Raw genomic sequence first — 19,343 nt, 5'->3', positions numbered from 1 at the left:
TTAACTAAGCGACTATGAAAGCGTGACGAGGATTTAGGACATGTGTGGTATTGTCGGAATCGTGGGTTCTACCCCGGTAAACCAGTCTATCTATGATGCACTGACCGTGCTGCAGCACCGTGGCCAGGATGCGGCTGGTATTGTTACCCTGGAAAGCAATCGTTTCCGTCTGAGAAAAGCAAATGGCCTGGTACGCGATGTGTTTGAAGCTAAACACATGCAGCGTTTGCAGGGCAATGTCGGGATTGGCCATGTCCGTTACCCGACCGCAGGCAGCTCTAGCGCGTCTGAAGCGCAGCCGTTTTATGTCAACTCCCCTTACGGTATCTCACTGGCGCACAATGGCAACCTGACCAATGCTGCCGAAGTGAAAGAGAAACTGTTCGAAATAGCCCGCCGCCATGTCAACACCACCTCCGACTCCGAAGTTCTGCTGAACGTTCTGGCTTACCAGCTGGAAGGTGCTAAATCATACCCAATTTCTCCGGCTGAGATTTTTGAAGCTGTCCGTGAAGTACACCGTACCGTCGCCGGTGCCTATGCGGTGGTGTCTATGATTATCGGTCACGGCATGCTGGCATTCCGCGATCCCAACGGCATTCGTCCGTTGTGTCTGGGCAAGCGTGAAGTGAATGGCCAGATTGAATACATGGTGGCATCGGAATCTGTGGCACTGGATGCTGTAGGTTTTGACTTCATGCGTGACGTTGCCCCGGGTGAAGCCATATTTGTGACTTTTGATGGTCAGCTGTTTACTGAACAGTGTGCCGATAACCCGGCTCTGAACCCTTGTGTGTTCGAGTTTGTGTACTTTGCCCGTCCTGATTCGTTCATTGATAAAGTGTCCGTTTACAGTGCCCGTGTGTGTATGGGGCAGAAATTGGGTGAGAAAATCAAGCGCGAGTGGGGCGACCTGGATATCGATGTGGTGATTCCAATCCCTGAAACCTCGTGTGACAGTGCGCTGGAAATTGCACAGACGCTGGATAAGCCTTACCGCCAGGGCTTTGTGAAAAACCGTTATGTCGGCCGGACGTTTATCATGCCAGGGCAGCAAATGCGTCGTAAGTCAGTTCGTCGTAAACTGAATGCGATCCGTTCTGAGTTCAAAGATAAAAATGTTCTGCTGGTGGATGACTCCATTGTTCGTGGTACCACATCAGAGCAGATCATTGAGATGGCTCGTGAAGCGGGCGCACGCAAAGTGTACCTGGCCTCGGCAGCACCAGAAGTTCGTTTCCCGAACGTATACGGCATCGATATGCCAAGTGCCAATGAACTGATTGCGCACGGTCGTGAAGTGGACGAAATCTGTAAGATGATTGGTGCCGATGGCCTGATTTTCCAGGACTTGGACGATCTGGTGGCTGCTGTTGCCGAAGGAAATCCGGACATCCAGCAGTTTGAAGCGTCCGTGTTCAGTGGCACTTATGTAACCGGCGATATCGATCAGGCGTATCTGGACTACCTGCAGTCACTGCGCAGTGAAGATGCGAAAACCCAGCGCGAGATCCAGCAGGATCTGGCGAATCTGGAATTGCACAACGAAGGCGTGTAAAGATAAGTACATGCTTGCTGCAACGAATAAAAACGGGAGACTCAGTGTCTCCCGTTTTTTATTGCTCGCAAGTCATTGCCTGCGGAAAAATGTCGAGCTAAGAGCTAAACTGCGGGCCGAGTCCCATATTCCACAGGATGACAGAGCCGGCGATGATTGATACCAGCAGTACCAAGCCACAGGTGACAATAGAGCTGGAGTAGATAAATCCTCGCTCTTCCGGAATGTGCATCAGAATTGGCACACCGGTATAAAGCAGGTAAACCGAGTAGGCTACGCCAATCAATCCGGCCAGCATCAAAAACCAAAGCTGTGGGTAGATAGCAGCGATGCTTACCATAAAGAGTGGGGTGGCGGTGTAAGCTGCCAGTTCTAAAGACTGAGTAAATGTCGGGGTAGAACCAAAAGTGTGGCTCATCCAGTGAGTCAGGTAAGCCAGCGCAAACACACCGGCAATCAGCGCAAAATACATCGCGACAGACATGCCGAGCGCACTGCCTTGGGTCAGGTAAATAGGTTCCCCAACACCAATTCGCCAGCCGATAAACACACTGGAGATGAAAGCAAAAATCGGTGGCAGCAAAGCAATCAGCATAATGTGGCTCAAACTGCCCTGAATCCCTTCATGCTCCTTGTCAATGGCCCGCCATTCCTGCTTGGGATGGGTATACAATCCGAATAAATGTCCCAGAATCATAACGTTTCCTCGTTGTGCTGTGCATGCTGCACATTTCCACTATCAAAGAACACGCTCCCCAATCTTTAGTGTTCTTCTCCGTCTGTTCTTGAAAACGCCTATTGAACAATTCAGTTTATTGCTCAATTCACCTTGGCTATCGTTGCAAGTTGCAACGAACAGGTAGCGGCCTGAAGGCGTTATCATGCCAGTATTAATAACATTTAGTCGGGGTTGGAGGGCTTGGCAAGAAATGGCATGCAGCAGGTTTGAGATTAAACCTGCTGCAAAAGGGGGGCTACAGCTTGAAGTAGTCGCTGGCGAACTCAATAAAGAGGCGCAGCTTTTCTGGTTGGTAATCGCGGTGGTTGTACATCAGGTAAACATCCCGCGGATTGGATGACCAGTTATCCAGGATCTGCACTAATTCGCCAGTCTGAATGTATTGTTCCAGCATGACATCGGGCATCAGGGTAATGCCCAGCCCGGCAATGCATGCCTCGCGGACAACATTGAGCTCGTTAGCTTCGAAACGGCCACGGTCACTGACGGTGATGGTTTCGCCATTGCAGTCAGTCAGGCGCCATCGCAGCAGAGGTTTGCCTTTCAGCAACGGGTGCTGGTGGAGATCCTGCGCATGCTTTGGCTCCGGGTGATGTTTCAGGTATTCCGGGCTAACCACCAGAATGTCTTTCACTGCATTGACTTTACGAGCGATCAGGGTGGAGTCACGCTGCGGCCCGACCCGAAAAATGACATCCCAGTCGGTTGGATCCAGCAGTTCCGGATCATTGCTCATGGAAAGCTCAATATTGATGGCCGGATGCTCACGCATAAACGCATTAAACAGCGGCTGCAGCATAACCTTGGTTAGGTTTGATGGTGCCGCAATTTTCAGCTTACCAGCAGCGCCTTTACATTCTTCGCTGATATGCTCGGCGGTATCCACCAGACGCTGAAGCAGCGGGCTGCAGTCATCGTAAAATTTTTGACCGGCTTCCGTCAGGGAGAGTTTCCGTGCATGACGGTTCAGCAGGCGAATGTTCAGGCATTCTTCCAGTGCCTGAATACGCCGCGTCAGAGTGGCTACGGGAACCTGAGTTTTGCGAGATGCTGCGGTATAACTCCCGTTTTCCACAACCATGCGGAATAAATTCAAATCGTCAAGCTTCATCACTCTACATCACTGAAAACTTAATAATCGAGAATTGTATAACAAAATGTGTCAAAAGATGTCGTTATCATTACAAGTTTTGCTATAAATCAAGATATCGATAATTTTCTCGATATGCCATTGACTCTTTGGCGGTTTCCCGAAAAGACCAGAATACTTGGGTATCAGGTCAAGCTTCACAGGCATACCCGTAGAGTCGCAGACCTAAGTTATCTGGTTGCGAGATAACACACTGGAATGGGTCAATAAACGGATAGTTATCGAATAAAAGCTGCCTCAAGTTCCAGTATTTCACGTTGGAACGATTGGAGGTGTTGAATTTTGATGAATTTAACAAAAAGAATTGTTGGTTATTTATATAACTGTAATTGACTGACTATTGGCAGAATCAGGCCTATGCTTTTGTTAAGTTCACTGCGTAGCGAAGTGTTATGAGTAGCTATTCATTGCATCCTGATTTAGCCAACACAATGGACAGTCATCGGTACAGATCGTCAGGGGAGTCAAAGTTGCTTGAAGGTAAAGACGTGCTTATCGTCGAGGACGACCCGGTTTTCAGAATGATGCTGACTGGGTTTTTAAATAATGAAGGTTGCCGGGTTCGGGAAGCGGAAGATGGCCTGGAAGGTTTGCGTGCGCTCCGCGAAGGGATGCCTGATGTCCTGTTGTGTGATTTGGCAATGCCGGTCGTCACCGGTATGGAGTTTGTGGAAGAAGTATCGTTGCAGTACCCGATGGTGCCTATCATCGTGATTTCCGGTACCGGGAATATGTCGGATGTGGCAACAGCATTGCGCCACGGGGTCAAAGATTTTCTGATTAAACCGCTGGATAACATCATGGTGTTGAAGTCAGCGATTCTTTCTGTGCTGAAGTCGCAGGATTCCATCACCGGGGCGTCCGGATTTTCAAGCCAGTGGGTGAGTGTTGATGACGAAGCCATCATTGATGAAGAGCTGGAGTGGCACATTGAGGAGCTGAAAACCAATCCTCGCGCAGCCCGTGAATTGCTGCTGGGGCTGATGCCGGATACAGAGTCTGTACAGGGTGACTGGCAGCTCAATTACTGTGTGTTGCAACCCGCTGATGTACAGCCTGTGCTGCTTGATTATACCTGGCTGATGGACGGGCGATTGGCTTTCTATGTGGTGGATTCAGCCTCGGGCGATGATAACGGTACCGCAACCACGTTGCTGATTCGTGCCTTTTTTAATGACTTTCTCCGCACACGGATGGCGGAAGGGTATGATCTGAGTGATTTGATCAAGCTGATAGAGAAGGGCATGCTCAATTCAGGCTATGCCTCACCGATCAGGGCGATTTTCGGTCAGTTTGATGCCACCGACAGGACTCTCACTATTGTATCGACGGGTCTGGCTGCCATGTTGCAAACCAGTGATGGTGATCAGCTCATCCAAGCCCGTTCATGGTTGGGAAATAATGCCCGGCGAAACGCCAGTGTGACGCTCCAACTGGCCGATTCCGGGGGGCGTCTATCTCTGTGCGAAACCGGCACCACCAGTTTCAGTTTGACTCTGAAACGCCGAGGAATGGCTTGATAGTAATGGCTGGATGGTGATGGCTTGATAGTGATGGTTGGGTGGTGATGTAGGTCGTTTTCCCTGCTGGATTCACAAAACAAAGTACAAATCACAACGTAAAACACACATAGCAAAAAGCGAGAGCCCGGCTCTCGCTTTTTTATTCTCAATCCTATCCTCATCTTAAGCCACGTTTTGTGCCGGAAAGTATTGGCCAGTGGCGATGGGACGTCTGAATCGATATCTGAGCTTAGGCTTCGACAGGTTTCGCGTCTGCCAACTCGTCTTTCTCAACGTAGCCTTCTGCACCGTGCATCCAGCTAATCAGTTTGTTCGAGCACATCAGCAGCAGGATACCAGACAGAGTAGCTGCGATCGCGATACCACTGAAGATAGCCATCGGACCGGCTTCGCCTACGTGGGCACCGATAATACCTGCTACGTAGTTTGCCACTGCGTTGAAACCAAACCAGGCACCCATCATCAGAGAAGCCAGGCGAAGCGGAGCCAGTTTCGTGACCAGAGACAGACCGATTGGAGACAGGCACAGTTCACCCAGAGTATGGAAGAAGTATGCACCGACCAGCCACATCATAGAGGTCTTCACGGTCAAATCACCGCCTTGCTCCAGTACCGCGCCAACCATACACAGGAAGCCAGCAGCCAGGAAGAACAGACCCAGAGCAAATTTCACCGGTGACGCTGGCTCTTTAGAACCCATTTTCACCCAGATAGACGCGATGATTGGAGCCAGAGTAATAACAAAGAACGGGTTCAGTGACTGGAACCAGGCAGCCGGAACTTCGAAGTCACCCAGCATACGGTCAGTGTACTGCTGCGAGAAGATATTCATCAGACCACCGGCCTGCTCGAAACCTGCCCAGAAAATTACCACGAACATACCCATGATCATAATCACTTTCAGGCGGTCGCGTTCTTTCCTGGTCAGTGGCTCTTTTTTGCCAGACTCATTCATTTCAGCAGCGCGCTTTGCAGCAGGCACTTTACCGATGTTACCCAGCAGGCGCTCAGCAAATACCATTTGAGTCACCAGGCTGATCAGCATACCGATACCGGCAGTCAGGAAGCCTGCTTTCCAGCCGTAAGCAGCAGATGCAGAACCCGCAATGATACCAGCCAGCAGTGAGCCCAGGTTGATGCCCATGTAGAAAATGGTGAAGGCACCGTCACGGCGGTGATCGCCTTCCTGATACAGGTCACCTACCATAGTCGAGATATTCGGCTTGAACAGACCGTTACCCACAATCAGAAGGGCAAGACCCAGATAGAAGGCCGAAACAGAGTGAGTGCCTACCATGTCATTTGGTAGTGCCAGGGTAAACTGACCCAGTGCCATTAACAGGCCGCCAATGATGATAGAGCGGCGTTGGCCCAGGAAGTTATCGGCAATCCAGCCACCGATTAAAGGAGTGATGTAAACCAGGCCAGTATAAATACCATATAGATTCAGTGCGTCCTGCGTTGTCCAGCCTAAACCACCATTGATGGTTTTATCTGTGAGGTATAGTACCAAGATGGCACGCATAGCATAGTATGAAAAGCGTTCCCACAGTTCGGTTCCAAACAGCAAGAACAAACCTTTTGGATGGCCCAACAGGGTCCCACTTTTAAGATTGCTCATAATTATTCTCTAAGAATGGTTGGATTTGTGTTTGCAAATGCGGAGCTATTTATAAATGACAAATTAATAAACTGCAAATCTTTACAAAATCAAAACAAAATCTAAACGAGATAACATATTGATACAAAAGAGCTTGTATGAAAACCGGTCAAAACTGAAATTTCAGATTTCCCTATCGACATTTGTTACAAATCTCGTAATAAACGGTTGTTTATTTATTAAATTTCGATTTTTTGATTATTTTTAGTTTTATGTGTTGTGAATGATGTTTTATTCATTATTGTTACAAATTTGGTGTGAAAAGGGCGGTTTTTAGCCGATTTGAGGCAGGTGAATGACTATTTGTTTGTCGTTTAGGTTGTAAAAACTATAATGGCAGCTCGGAAAAATTTGAGAATGGACAGAGACGAGCATGAAAGATTGGTACCTTTTGTATTGTAAGCGGAGTGAACAAGAACGAGCGGTGATCAATCTGGATCGTCAAGGGGTTGAGTGCTACTACCCTCAGGTTACGGTAGAAAAAATCATCCGTGGTAAGCGGATAACCGATTTTGAACCTTTGTTTCCGAGCTACATGTTTGTGTATTTTGATCCCGAGGCGATCAGCTATACCACAGTACGTTCAACACGTGGCGTGGCTGACTTTATTCGTCAGGGAGCGAAACCTCAGGTGGTGTCACCGGACCTGATTTACGGCCTGATGATGAACGAGGATTCGGAAGAGCAGCAAGCCAAATTGACCAACCTGCCTAAACCGGGCGACACGCTGAAACTGACCCAGGGACAATTTAAAGGCATTGAAGCCATTTACCAGGAACCGGACGGAGAGAAGCGTTCTTTTATGCTGATCAACTTGTTAGGCCGTCCAGTGAAGGTGAGTGTTCAGAACGAAGATTTAATTAAACTTTAGTTTCGGACTCGGTAAGCGCGTGAGTCTTTGATATAGTTGCCGGGACAATTGAAATATGGAACAACATAATGCATAAAACTTCCTCTGTTCGTAAGGCGGTGATCCCTGTTGCCGGTCTGGGTACACGAATGCTTCCTGCAACAAAGGCCATTCCGAAAGAAATGTTGCCTATCGTTGATAAGCCGCTGATTCAATATGTGGTTAACGAGTGTGTGGCGGCAGGTATCAAGGAAATTGTTCTGGTAACCCATTCGTCGAAGAACTCCATTGAAAACCACTTCGACACCTCGTTCGAGCTGGAAGCCACGCTGGAAAAACGTGTGAAGCGTCAGCTGCTGGATGAAGTTCAGAAGATTTGTCCGCCAGACGTAACCATTATGCATGTGCGTCAGGGGCAGGCGAAAGGCCTGGGTCACGCTGTACTGTGTGCTTATCCGCTGGTCGGTGACGAGCCGTTTGCTGTGGTACTGCCGGATGTCATTCTGGATGATGCTGCCAGCGATCTGCGCCGTGAGAATATGGCTGCGATGGTGAATGCCTTTAATGAAACGCGGATCAGCCAGGTCATGGTTGAACCTGTGCCGATGTCAGAGGTGTCCAGCTACGGTGTCGCCGATGTGGGCGGGGCAGAGCTGAAACCGGGTGAAAGTGCAGCGATGAGCAAAGTGGTTGAAAAACCGGCTCTTGAAGAAGCACCGTCTAACCTGGCTATTGTTGGTCGTTATATCCTGCCGGCAGAGATCTGGCCATTGCTGTCACGCACACCAGTTGGCGCTGGTGATGAAATTCAGCTGACAGATGCGATTGATATGCTGATGGAAAAGCAGCAGGTCAATGCTTTCCATATGTCTGGTAAGAGCCACGACTGTGGCAGCAAGCTGGGTTACATGAAGGCGTTTGTGGAATACGGCCTGCGCCATGATGTGCTGGGTGAAGATTTCAAAGCTTATCTGCAATCTCTGAAGACTGAACTGTAAGACTGTCGTCTGCGGGTAGCGCGCAGACAAAACGCCCGTCAGGTTATTGTTGATTCAGATTACATAAAAAAGCGAGGGGCAGATGCCTCTCGCTTTTTTTGATCCAGTTAATGTTTGATCCGGCTAATGTTTGAACCAGTTGAAGATCCCGTACTTGGGGCGGGTACAACTGCATCAGGTTTAAGCGTCCGGTTTCGGTCTTTCCAGCGCTTTTAGTCGCCGTGGTATTGTTCGCAAGCCAGTAGCGTGTTTTCAATCAGCGTGGCAACGGTCATCGGGCCGACACCGCCTGGTACCGGGGTAATGTGGCGGGCTTTTTCACGCGCAACATCGTATTCCACATCGCCAATCAGCTTACCGTCATCAAGACGGTTAATGCCCACATCGATCACTGTCGCGCCTTCCTTAATCCAGTCACCCGGAATGAAGTTAGGTTTACCGACGGCAACGACTAGAATGTCAGCCTGGCGAACATGATTTTCCAGATCCTGAGTGAAGCGGTGGCAAGTTGTGGTGGTGGCACCGGCCAGCAGCAGCTCCAGTGTCATTGGACGGCCTACGATGTTTGAGGCACCCACGATGACGGCATGTTTACCGCGTACCGGAATATTGTAGCGCTCCATCAGCGTCATGATCCCTTTCGGGGTACAAGAGCGCAGTTTCGGGATGCGCTGACACAGACGGCCGACGTTGTAAGGGTGGAAGCCATCCACATCCTTTTCAGGCACAATGTGCTCCAGGACTTTGGTGCTGTCGATACCGGCAGGCAGAGGCAACTGCACCAGAATCCCGTCAATATCCTTGTCTCTGTTCAGCTCATCAATCAGAGTGAGCAGCTCAGCTTCCGTGGTCGTCGCCGGCAGGTCGAAAGACTTGGAAAGAAAGCCGACTTCATCGCAGGCTTTACGCTTGCTGCCGACATAAACCTGCGATGCAGGGTCATTACCTACCAGCACAACAGCTAAACCAGGTGCACGCAGTCCAGCAGCGACACGAGCCTTAACGCGAGCGGCAACTTCTTGACGAACCGTTTGTGAGATTAGTTTTCCATCAATAATTTGAGCGGCCATGTTTTTCCTTTGGTCGGTAATTGATTGAACAATTGGGTATCGACAGCATAACTAACACTGCAGAGTGAAAGGAAAGCAGTTTCTGCATTGAGCGGTGATAACCAATCGTGTATCTGGGCGCTATTGTCGCAGAGAATGTGAGTAAGATCTATAGCGCAAACGTTTGCTTTTGGTGTTTTGTACTTTGTTTAACGATTTTGTTACAAGCCTGTTCTGTTTGCTTGCCACTACGAACTTATCCTGGTGATTAATCTATGGTGTGGCCTACCTAAACGATGTGTCGTATTAGATTACCATTTCCCCGACACATTGCTCTTTGTTTAAACACTTGATGGCAAATACTCGTAAAATAGGGGGAAAGACGTTGACGTTAATTTTCGGCAACGTATAATCCCGACCCGTAACTCAGCGTTACGCAGTGTGCGCCCTTAGCTCAGTTGGATAGAGCACGTGCCTTCTAAGCATGTGGTCGCAGGTTCGAATCCTGCAGGGCGCGCCATGCATTTCGAGCCGCAGCAGGTTTTCCTGCTGCGGCTTTTTCATTTCTTCCGGGGCATCATCGTTATGCGACTGCCTTGTCATGCGGCTGCCCTGTATAGTCTTTTCCTCCCCTCTATATCTCCAGCTCCGGGAAGCAACTCGAAAGTCGTATTTCACTGCCATCGCTTTTTCTGTCTCCTGTGTTACTGGCATGTGTCCTTTGGCCATTCCGTTACTTCTCGTCACCTTTTATTCTCTTTTTGATATTTTTGGGTCGGTCACCCGTTAAAGTGGCGCGCTCGGCATGTGTAACATTTTGTTAATCAATATATTTTTCAACACGCTTATTCATTGGGTGTGAGGGGGAGTGATTGTTTTGGTGGAATGTGTGGCTAGGGTCTCAACCTGAAGGAATTTTTACAGGAGCCAGGAAATCGGAGGCTATTCTTGCTGCGGGGCGCACCGGGCGCTCGAATAGTGTTTGGTGCCGAGGTTTGGTTATAAACACGGCTGAGCAGGTTGCTTAAAAAGGATACGGATGATGGCTAGGGATTTACAATCATTGCTGACGGATATTGAACGCAAAGGACTTGAAAACGACGCTGCGGAAACCGAGCGTGCGCGAAAATATCTTAATATCACCAAGGACACAGGAGAGCTGTTGCAGGTATTGGTTAAAACCAGCGGTGCTCGGCGGGTATTAGAAATCGGGACATCCAATGGATACTCGACACTGTGGTTGGCGAATGCATTAGGGCCATCGGGCATGGTAACAACGCTGGAGCATAATCCGCATAAGATCGAAGAGGCACAGCACTATTTTCTGCAGGCGGGTTTGGCGGAACGCATTGACATCATGCAAGGGGATGCCACGGCGCTGCTCACCATTCTGACCACACCGTTTGATTTTATTTTCCTGGATGCGGATCGCAGTGCATATATGACCATGCTGCCGGACCTGACACGGTTGCTGGCATCCGGGGGCCTTCTGGTGTGCGACAACGCCATTTCCCATCAACAAGAGCTGCAACCTTTTATGAATTACTTCATACAGGAGACCGGATTTGACACAGCACTGGTTCCGGTAGGAAAAGGCGAGTTTTTGATTTACAAGCACTAAGCGTCTGTGTTGATAGGTGGATATTGTTCATTGCCGCAACGGGATTACCAGGAAAGTACTGACCCGTCCCAGTGATAGAAGCGCCCGCTTTGCTCCGGTGTCAGTGACTCGATCACACTGACGATCCGCCGGGCCGAAATGTCCGACGAATACAATTTGCTTGCCGTAATACGCGATTGAAAGGGAGCCGACAACTGGGTGTCGGTCGTACCCGGATGAATGGCCGCCACACAGGCATTAGGAAACTGGCGTTGCCATTCGAGGCTCAGTGTTTTGAGAAACATGTTGAGCGCAGCTTTGCTGATGCGGTAACTGTACCAGCCTCCCGAATGGTTATCGGCGATTGATCCCACCATCGCTGATAAACAGGCAAACCGGAACGGTGTACAGCGGGGAAGCAGATTATCACAACACTGCGCAAGCGCGATACTGAGGTAAAGGTTGGCGCGAAGATTGTGCTCTAAGAAAGCTGGCGTGATCTCTGACAAGCGTTTTTCCGGCATCTGGCATTGTGATATCTGAGGCTGAGTAGAAGCTGTGGGAATTCGGCTTTGGTTAAGTGGTTCTCTCTTAATGTGGGCAACACTGGCACCTTTGTTTAGCCCATCCTTTAGCCCTTTGTGCAAATCAGAATGCGATGTGGTGCCAGCATGCAGGAAACCAGCAGCGTTAATGATCCAGTCAGGGTATCCGTATCGGGCAAAAAGTAGTGACAGGCGTGCTTCTACTTGCGGTTGATGATCAAGCAAATCGCACTCAACAATCGCCAATCTGTTGGGTACAGCCTGTTGCAATGCAGCCAAAGCCGGTGATGGGGAGCGGGTAAGGGCGGCAACCTGGCAGCCGATTTCGAGACAATAACGCACCAAGGCCATACCGATTCCACCGCTACTGCCGACAATCATCACCTTCTTCACCGCATCAGCCCGCCGGCTCATGTGTCCATCCTTACTTTTTGAACGTTCTGAATCCCATTGTGGCACTCATTTACAAAACCTGATTGGTATTCATTGATTCATACGTTTTTATTTACAATAACTTATCTGCCAGACCCTGTCTGAAAGCGTTGAGGGTCATTAACGTTTAGTTTGGTTTTTGGCCTGGTCATGGCTTTACCTCTTGTTCGCATTGGCCTTAGGTGCAATTTTATTAGTGTCTGTCGACTTGGTTAAGCGGTGGCCTAACAGTTCTCAATCTTAAGAGCTGCTGGTGGAGCACTATGAACAACCACGATTTGAGAAATCATACGTACTCAGATGTATAAAAGTTCAGCAACCGGTCAGGGTGGAAGACAAAAACAGGTGGTGTAAATTGCAGCGTTTGGATGGTGTTTAGTACGAATATTTCAGGACGTGCTCAAAAAATCTTAATTAGGCGCGATTTTTTTACGCTTTTCTCTTGTAAATGGAATTTTTGCCCCTATCTTGTGTGAATGGTCAAATTGCGGTGCGGTGTAGCTGTCTCGACGAGCAGGCACAGGATCGCTATAATACCGCGTTTTTAATTTCTGGCTCATTGGCGTTTAGGCCGGCAGAACAGAAATTATCAGAATTCAGGCGTTATGGTTTTGACGAGCGTCAGCCATAACACGAAAGGATGCCACCGTCAGCGCCGCTGATCGGCAACATCACTCAGACAAACTGAGTAAGTTTTGAGGTTATATAAAATGCAAGTTACCGTTGAAACCACTGAAGGTCTAGAACGCCAACTAACTATCACAGTACCAGCTGCTAACATCGAAGATGCAGTAGCCGCTGAACTGAAGAAAATCGCGAAGAATCGTCGTTTCGATGGTTTCCGTCCAGGTAAAGCTCCGCTGAAAATGGTTGCTCGTATGTTCGGCGCATCTGTACGTCAGGACATTCTGGGTGAAGTGATGCAGCGTCACTACATCGAAGCAATCGTAAAAGAAAAAATTAACCCAGCAGGCGCACCAACTTTCACTCCAGTAGAAATCGCTGAAGGTAAAGACCTGGTATTCAAAGCGTCTTTCGAAGTATTCCCAGAAATCGAACTGTCTGGTCTGGACAAAATCGCAGTTGAAAAACCAACTGTAAACGTGAAAGACGAAGACGTTGAAGCGATGCTGGATACTCTGCGTAAGCAGCAGGCAACTTGGAAAGAAGTTGACGCAGCAGCAGTTGAAGACAGCCGCGTAACTATCGACTTCACTGGCTCTATCGACGGCGAAGAGTTCGAAGGCGGTAAAGCTGAAGGTTTTGCACTGGCAATGGGCCAGGGCCGCATGATCCCAGGTTTCGAAGACGGTATCGTTGGTAAGAAAGCTGGCGAAGAGTTCACTGTAGAAGTGACTTTCCCAGAAGAATACCACGCTGAAAACCTGAAAGGTAAAGCAGCATCTTTCGCTATCAAACTGCACAAAGTTGAAGCGCAGGAACTGCCAGAAATGACTGAAGAGTTCGTTGCTAAATTCGGTATCGAAGACGGTTCTGTTGACGGTCTGAAAGCAGAAGTTCGCAAGAACATGGAACGTGAAATGAAGCAAGCTGTTAAAGCTCGCATCAAAGATCAGGTGCTGAACGGTCTGGTTGAGCAAAACGACATCACTGTTCCTGCTGCTCTGATCGATCAGGAAATCAATGTTCTGCGTCAGCAAGCTGTTCAACGTTTCGGCGGCAACGCTCAGAACGCACCTGAACTGCCACGTGAGCTGTTCGAAGAGCAAGCTAAGCGCCGCGTAGTTGTTGGCCTGCTGCTGGGTGAAGTGATCAAGTCTGAAGAGCTGAAAGTTGATGAAGAGCGCGTTAAAGCAATCATCGCTGAAATGGCTTCTGCATACGAAGATCCATCAGAAGTTGTTGCTTACTACGAGCAAAACGAGCAAATGATGAACAACATGCGTAACGTTGCTCTGGAAGAGCAAGCAATCGACGCGCTGCTGGCGAAAGCTCAGGTTTCTGAGAAAGAAGTTGGCTTTAACGAGCTGATGAACCAACCAGCTGCTTAATTTGCTGAAATTACTGTAGAGATTTGACTTTACTTCAAATCTTCTGCTAACAATGGTCCGTGTGAGAGTAATTTCATTCGGGCCATTTATTTTAGGGAAATAACGTTATGAGCTACCAAGACAAAAACGCTATGTCGCCGATTTTGGATGCGCTGGTTCCTATGGTGGTCGAGCAGACTTCACGTGGTGAACGTTCCTACGACATCTATTCCCGACTGTTAAAAGAGCGTGTGATCTTCTTGACCGGCCAGGTTGAAGATCATATGGCTAATCTGGTTGTTGCCCAGCTTCTGTTCCTGGAATCCGAGAACCCGGATAAAGATATCTTCCTATACATTAACTCACCAGGTGGTTCAGTAACTGCAGGTATGTCTATTTATGACACCATGCAGTACATCAAGCCAAACGTGAGCACAGTATGTATGGGTCAGGCTTGCTCTATGGGTGCCTTCCTGCTGGCTGGCGGTGCTAAAGGGAAACGTTACTGCCTGCCGAATTCTCGTGTCATGATTCACCAGCCTCTGGGCGGTTTCCAGGGTCAGGCATCCGATATTCAGATCCATGCTCAGGAAATCCTGACGATCAAGAATCGTCTTAACAACCTGCTGGCCGACCATACGGGTCAGCCGCTGGAAGTGGTTGAACGAGACACAGATCGTGATAACTTTATGTCGGCTGAGCAAGCGGTGGAATACGGCTTGGTCGATGCTGTTTTGAGCCAGCGTAACAACTGATGATTTGCTCCGGTGGGAAATGTTTCCTTACGGAGCAAAACAACCTGAGTTGTTATACACTCAAAACAAGGCAATGATGGGGTAAAACCCGAAAAGAGGTTAGCGAATGACAGATAAGCGAAAAGAGAGCGGTAGTGGAAAACTGCTGTACTGCTCTTTCTGCGGTAAAAGTCAGCATGAAGTTCGCAAGCTGATTGCAGGCCCTTCTGTTTATATTTGTGATGAGTGCGTTGATTTGTGCAACGACATTATTCGCGAAGAAATCAAAGAAGTGATGCCTAAGCGAGAAGGTAGCGAACTGCCGACACCACAGCAAATTCGTGCAAACCTGGATGAATACGTGATTGGTCAGGACCATGCGAAAAAAGTACTGGCGGTAGCGGTATATAACCACTACAAACGCCTGCGCAATGGTGACACCAACAGTGAAGGGGTTGAGCTTGGCAAAAGTAACATTTTGCTGATTGGTCCAACGGGTAGTGGTAAGACACTGCTGGCTGAGACCCTCGCACGCATGCTTGACGTGCCATTTACAATGGCTGACGCCACCACTCTGACGGAAGCAGGGTATGTGGGCGAAGATGTAGAGAATATCATTCAGAAGCTTCTGCAAAAATGTGACTACGATGTTGCTAAAGCAGAGCGCGGTATTGTTTACATTGATGAAATTGACAAGATTTCCCGTAAGTCCGATAACCCGTCGATTACACGCGACGTGTCGGGTGAAGGCGTTCAGCAGGCTCTGCTGAAGCTGATCGAAGGCACGGTGGCTTCTGTACCGCCACAAGGTGGTCGTAAGCACCCGCAGCAGGAATTCCTGCAGGTTGATACATCCAAGATTCTGTTTATCTGTGGTGGTGCGTTTGCTGGCCTGGATAAAGTGGTTGAGCAGCGTGTGGCAACCGGCACCGGTATCGGTTTCGGCGCGGATGTCCGCTCGAAAGACGAAACCCGTACTCTGAGCGACTTGTTCGAGCAGGTTGAGCCGGAAGATTTGGTGAAATACGGTCTGATCCCGGAATTCATCGGTCGTCTGCCGGTCACTGCGATCCTGAACGAGCTGGATGAAGATGCACTGGTTCAGATTCTGCGTGAGCCGAAGAATGCCCTGACCAAACAATACGCCGCACTGCTTGAGCTGGAAAACGTTGAGCTTGAGTTCCGTGAGGATGCGCTGGTGGCTATCGCACGTAAAGCGATGGAACGTAAAACCGGTGCGCGTGGTCTGCGTTCAATCGTGGAAGCGGTACTGCTGGATACCATGTACGAACTGCCGTCTGCGGAAGGCGTCAGCAAGGTTGTGATTGATGAATCAGTGATTAAGGGCGAATCTGAGCCTCTGCTGATTTATGAGAACACAGAAAGTCAGGCAGCAGGTGCTGAGTGATTTCTGTCCAGTCTGGATAAAAAAAGGAGGCTTTCGCCTCCTTTTTTATTTTCTGCACGTTATCCCGTTGAATCTTGCTCCCTTGCCCCCATATACTCAGTAAAGAGATTGAACGGAAGAGAGAATAATATGAACCTGGAGCGTTCGGAACGCCTTGAGATCCCCGTTCTGCCACTGCGAGATGTGGTGGTCTACCCGCACATGGTCATTCCATTGTTCGTAGGCCGGGATAAATCTATTCGTTGCCTTGAAGCGGCAATGGAAGACAACAAACAAATTCTGTTGGTGGCCCAAAAAGAAGCGGCGACTGACGAACCTTCGATCACTGACTTGTACAACGTGGGTACAGTTGCCACGATCCTGCAGCTGCTTAAACTGCCAGACGGCACGGTAAAAGTACTGGTAGAAGGCCAGCAGCGCGCCCGTGTTGAAAATCTGCGTGATGACGAATTCTTCGTGGCAGATGCTGAGTTCCTGGTAACGGAAGAGATGGACGAGCGCGAGCAGGAAGTCCTGGTTCGTACCGCTATCAGCCAGTTTGAAGGTTTCATTAAACTGAACAAGAAGATCCCGCCGGAGGTCCTGACCTCACTTAACGGGATCGATGAAGCTGCGCGCCTTGCGGATACCATCGCAGCTCACATGCCATTGAAGCTGGCTGACAAACAAAAAGTGCTGGAAATCGTTGATGTCACGGAACGCCTTGAGTTCCTGATGGCGATGATGGAATCGGAAATCGATCTGCTGCAAGTGGAAAAACGCATCCGCGGCCGCGTGAAGAAGCAGATGGAAAAGAGCCAGCGCGAGTACTACCTCAACGAGCAGATGAAAGCGATCCAGAAAGAACTGGGTGAGCTGGATGACGCACCGGATGAATTCGAAACGCTCAAGAAGAAAATCGAAGAGTCGAAGATGCCAGCCGAAGCTCGTGAGAAAACAGAGCAGGAACTGCAGAAGCTGAAAATGATGTCGCCGATGTCAGCGGAAGCAACCGTGGTTCGTGGCTACATCGATTGGATGCTTAGCGTGCCATGGCACAAGCGCTCTAAAGTGAAGAAAAACCTGGCGAAGGCTGAGGAAATTCTGAACGCTGACCACTACGGTCTGGAGCGTGTGAAAGAGCGTATCCTTGAGTACCTCGCTGTTCAGACCCGTATCAATAAGCTGAAAGGACCGATTCTGTGTCTGGTGGGGCCTCCGGGTGTTGGTAAAACCTCGCTGGGTCAGTCTATTGCGGCTGCAACCGGCCGTCAGTATGTGCGTATGGCGCTGGGCGGCGTACGTGATGAAGCGGAAATTCGCGGTCACCGTCGGACCTACATCGGCTCGATGCCGGGTAAGCTGATTCAGAAAATGGCCAAGGTTGGGGTGAAAAACCCACTGTTCCTGCTGGATGAGATTGACAAAATGTCATCTGACATGCGCGGCGATCCGGCTTCCGCTCTGCTGGAGGTTCTGGATCCGGAACAGAACAATGCGTTTAACGACCACTACCTGGAAGTGGACTACGACCTGTCAGACGTCATGTTTGTGGCAACGTCTAACTCCATGAATATTCCAGGCCCGTTGTTGGACCGTATGGAAGTGATTCGCCTGTCGGGCTACACCGAAGACGAAAAACTGAACATTGCCAAACGTCACCTGCTGGATAAGCAAATCAAGCGTAATGGCTTGAAGCCGGGTGAAGTGGAAGTGGATGATTCGGCGCTGGTCGGTATTATCCGCTACTATACCCGAGAAGCGGGTGTGCGTAGTCTGGAGCGCGAAATCTCCAAACTGTGCCGGAAGGCCGTGAAAGAGATTCTGCTGAATCCGCAAACCAAGAAAGTGGTTATCAATCAGGCTAACCTGAAAGATTACCTGGGCGTTCAGCGTTTTGACTACGGTAAAGCGGAAGAAAACAATCGTGTTGGCCAGGTTACTGGTCTGGCGTGGACGGAAGTGGGCGGTGATTTGCTGACCATTGAAACCGAATCTATGCCGGGTAAAGGCAAACTGACTTACACGGGTTCACTGGGCGATGTGATGCAAGAGTCGATTCAGGCGGCAATGACCGTAGTTCGTACTCGAGCAGAGCGTCTGGGCATTTCACCTGACTTCTACGAGAAGCGTGATATTCACGTTCACGTTCCGGAAGGGGCTACACCGAAGGATGGCCCAAGTGCTGGTATTGCAATGTGTACGGCACTGGTATCCAGCCTGACCGGCAACCCGGTACGTGGTGATGTGGCAATGACCGGTGAAATTACCTTGCGTGGTGAAGTGTTGCCGATTGGTGGTTTGAAAGAAAAACTGCTGGCGGCACACCGTGGCGGCATCAAGACCGTTCTGATTCCGAAAGAAAATGAGCGTGATTTGGAAGAGATTCCTGATAACGTGATTGCGGATTTGGAAGTGCGTCCGGTACGCTGGATTGATGAAGTGCTGAATGTGGCGCTTCAGAATAATCCATCAGGCATCGAGCTGGTAAACGTTCAAAACAGTGACATGCAGCAAAGTTAAGTAATGAAAAAACGCTTTCAGGGAGAAAAAGCCTTGTCAGCGTTTTTTTGTGTGGCTATAAGTTAAGTCTAATTTGCCGTTAGCTCAATAATATCAATGCTTCCGCGCCAATTTGGGCGATGACTTGATATAATTAGACCTGGTATTTTTTATCCGTGATGCACTGTTTGCCAAAAGGCTGCAAGCGGAAATGTTCATAGAGGGGATGAGATCGTGAACAAAACACAACTAGTTGACAAAATCGCCGAAAATGCGGATATCTCAAAAGCGTCTGCAGGCCGTGCGCTGGATGCCTTCATTGAAGCAGTGTCTGAAAGCCTGAAATCAGGCGATCAGGTTTCTCTGGTTGGCTTTGGTACATTCTCTGTACGTGAGCGCGCTGCTCGTACTGGCCGTAACCCGCAAACTGGCGCAGAAATCCAGATCGCTGCGGCTAAAGTTCCTGGCTTCAAAGCAGGTAAAGCGCTGAAAGATTCTGTAAACTAAGGGGCAGACCCAAGTTTGTAGGAACAAACAAAATTCCTGGTTGTCAAAGCTGGCAACTTGGTAAAAGCTAAAGGCGCATCGGGTCGATGCGCTTTTTTACTTTAAGTGGTGTGATATT

Annotated in this window: 15 protein-coding genes and 1 tRNA gene; 11 read left to right on the top strand and 5 right to left on the bottom strand. The window is 49.2% G+C overall.

Annotated elements, in window-relative coordinates:
• Window positions 1–40: 40 nt before the first annotated feature.
• Window positions 41–1,558: an amidophosphoribosyltransferase gene (gene purF, locus C9I92_RS03485; RefSeq protein ID WP_047887548.1), complete on the top strand. Its 1,518-nt coding sequence runs from the start codon at window positions 41–43 to the stop codon at window positions 1,556–1,558.
• Between the two features lie 97 nt (window positions 1,559–1,655).
• On the opposite strand, the gene C9I92_RS03480 is transcribed toward purF, so the two are convergent.
• Window positions 1,656–2,255, bottom strand: coding sequence for a Yip1 family protein (locus C9I92_RS03480; protein ID WP_047887549.1), 600 nt, complete (start codon window positions 2,253–2,255; stop codon window positions 1,656–1,658).
• Window positions 2,256–2,532: 277 nt separating this feature from the next.
• The gene (locus C9I92_RS03475) at window positions 2,533–3,408 is read right to left on the bottom strand and encodes a LysR family transcriptional regulator (protein ID WP_047887550.1); all 876 of its coding nucleotides are present in this window, start codon (window positions 3,406–3,408) and stop codon (window positions 2,533–2,535) included.
• 509 nt (window positions 3,409–3,917) lie between these two features.
• Here C9I92_RS03475 and C9I92_RS03470 point away from each other — a divergent pair.
• A complete protein-coding gene (locus C9I92_RS03470) occupies window positions 3,918–4,967 on the top strand; it encodes a response regulator (protein WP_047887551.1) in 1,050 nt (349 codons plus the stop codon).
• A 232-nt stretch (window positions 4,968–5,199) separates the two neighbouring features.
• Here the strand turns inward: C9I92_RS03470 and C9I92_RS03465 are convergent, their stop codons facing one another.
• Window positions 5,200–6,591 (bottom strand): peptide MFS transporter, encoded by a 1,392-nt coding sequence (locus tag C9I92_RS03465; protein ID WP_047887552.1) that lies wholly within the window; start codon window positions 6,589–6,591, stop codon window positions 5,200–5,202.
• A gap of 412 nt (window positions 6,592–7,003) precedes the next feature.
• On the opposite strand from C9I92_RS03465, the gene rfaH reads away from it, so the two are divergent.
• Together rfaH and galU are read left to right on the top strand one after the other, a co-directional pair.
• Window positions 7,004–7,501: a transcription/translation regulatory transformer protein RfaH gene (rfaH, locus tag C9I92_RS03460; RefSeq protein WP_047887553.1), complete on the top strand. Its 498-nt coding sequence runs from the start codon at window positions 7,004–7,006 to the stop codon at window positions 7,499–7,501.
• A 68-nt stretch (window positions 7,502–7,569) separates the two neighbouring features.
• Window positions 7,570–8,478, top strand: coding sequence for a UTP--glucose-1-phosphate uridylyltransferase GalU (gene galU, locus C9I92_RS03455; RefSeq protein WP_047887554.1), 909 nt, complete (start codon window positions 7,570–7,572; stop codon window positions 8,476–8,478).
• 212 nt (window positions 8,479–8,690) lie between these two features.
• Here galU and folD read toward each other — a convergent pair whose 3' ends face one another.
• Window positions 8,691–9,548 carry a bifunctional methylenetetrahydrofolate dehydrogenase/methenyltetrahydrofolate cyclohydrolase FolD gene (gene folD / locus C9I92_RS03450; protein ID WP_047887555.1) on the bottom strand — a complete coding sequence of 286 codons (858 nt, stop codon included), beginning with the start codon at window positions 9,546–9,548 and terminating at the stop codon, window positions 8,691–8,693.
• A 422-nt stretch (window positions 9,549–9,970) separates the two neighbouring features.
• Here folD and C9I92_RS03445 point away from each other — a divergent pair.
• Window positions 9,971–10,047, top strand: a tRNA-Arg gene (locus C9I92_RS03445).
• 522 nt (window positions 10,048–10,569) lie between these two features.
• Window positions 10,570–11,148 (top strand): O-methyltransferase, encoded by a 579-nt coding sequence (locus C9I92_RS03435; RefSeq protein ID WP_047887556.1) that lies wholly within the window; start codon window positions 10,570–10,572, stop codon window positions 11,146–11,148.
• 44 nt (window positions 11,149–11,192) lie between these two features.
• Here the strand turns inward: C9I92_RS03435 and C9I92_RS03430 are convergent, their stop codons facing one another.
• Window positions 11,193–12,086: an SDR family NAD(P)-dependent oxidoreductase gene (locus tag C9I92_RS03430; RefSeq protein WP_053061941.1), complete on the bottom strand. Its 894-nt coding sequence runs from the start codon at window positions 12,084–12,086 to the stop codon at window positions 11,193–11,195.
• A gap of 728 nt (window positions 12,087–12,814) precedes the next feature.
• Between C9I92_RS03430 and tig the strand changes: the two genes are divergently transcribed.
• The 5 genes from tig (at window position 12,815) to hupB (ending at window position 19,225) form a co-directional block, all read left to right on the top strand.
• Window positions 12,815–14,116, top strand: coding sequence for a trigger factor (tig, locus tag C9I92_RS03425; protein ID WP_047887557.1), 1,302 nt, complete (start codon window positions 12,815–12,817; stop codon window positions 14,114–14,116).
• 107 nt (window positions 14,117–14,223) lie between these two features.
• Window positions 14,224–14,850 (top strand): ATP-dependent Clp endopeptidase proteolytic subunit ClpP, encoded by a 627-nt coding sequence (clpP, locus tag C9I92_RS03420; RefSeq protein WP_047887558.1) that lies wholly within the window; start codon window positions 14,224–14,226, stop codon window positions 14,848–14,850.
• A gap of 106 nt (window positions 14,851–14,956) precedes the next feature.
• Entirely contained in the window at window positions 14,957–16,237 is a 1,281-nt protein-coding gene (clpX, locus tag C9I92_RS03415) for an ATP-dependent protease ATP-binding subunit ClpX (protein ID WP_047887559.1), read from the top strand.
• A 129-nt stretch (window positions 16,238–16,366) separates the two neighbouring features.
• Window positions 16,367–18,739 (top strand): endopeptidase La, encoded by a 2,373-nt coding sequence (gene lon, locus C9I92_RS03410; protein ID WP_047887560.1) that lies wholly within the window; start codon window positions 16,367–16,369, stop codon window positions 18,737–18,739.
• Window positions 18,740–18,952: 213 nt separating this feature from the next.
• The gene (hupB, locus tag C9I92_RS03405; RefSeq protein WP_047887561.1) at window positions 18,953–19,225 is read left to right on the top strand and encodes a nucleoid-associated protein HU-beta; all 273 of its coding nucleotides are present in this window, start codon (window positions 18,953–18,955) and stop codon (window positions 19,223–19,225) included.
• The last annotated feature ends 118 nt before the right edge of the window (window positions 19,226–19,343 follow it).

The sequence above is a fragment of the Photobacterium ganghwense genome, from assembly GCF_003025595.1.
GTDB lineage: Bacteria > Pseudomonadota > Gammaproteobacteria > Enterobacterales > Vibrionaceae > Photobacterium > Photobacterium ganghwense.
The sequence above is the reverse complement of the archived record's forward strand: the minus strand, read 5'-3'. Positions and strand labels throughout refer to the sequence as shown.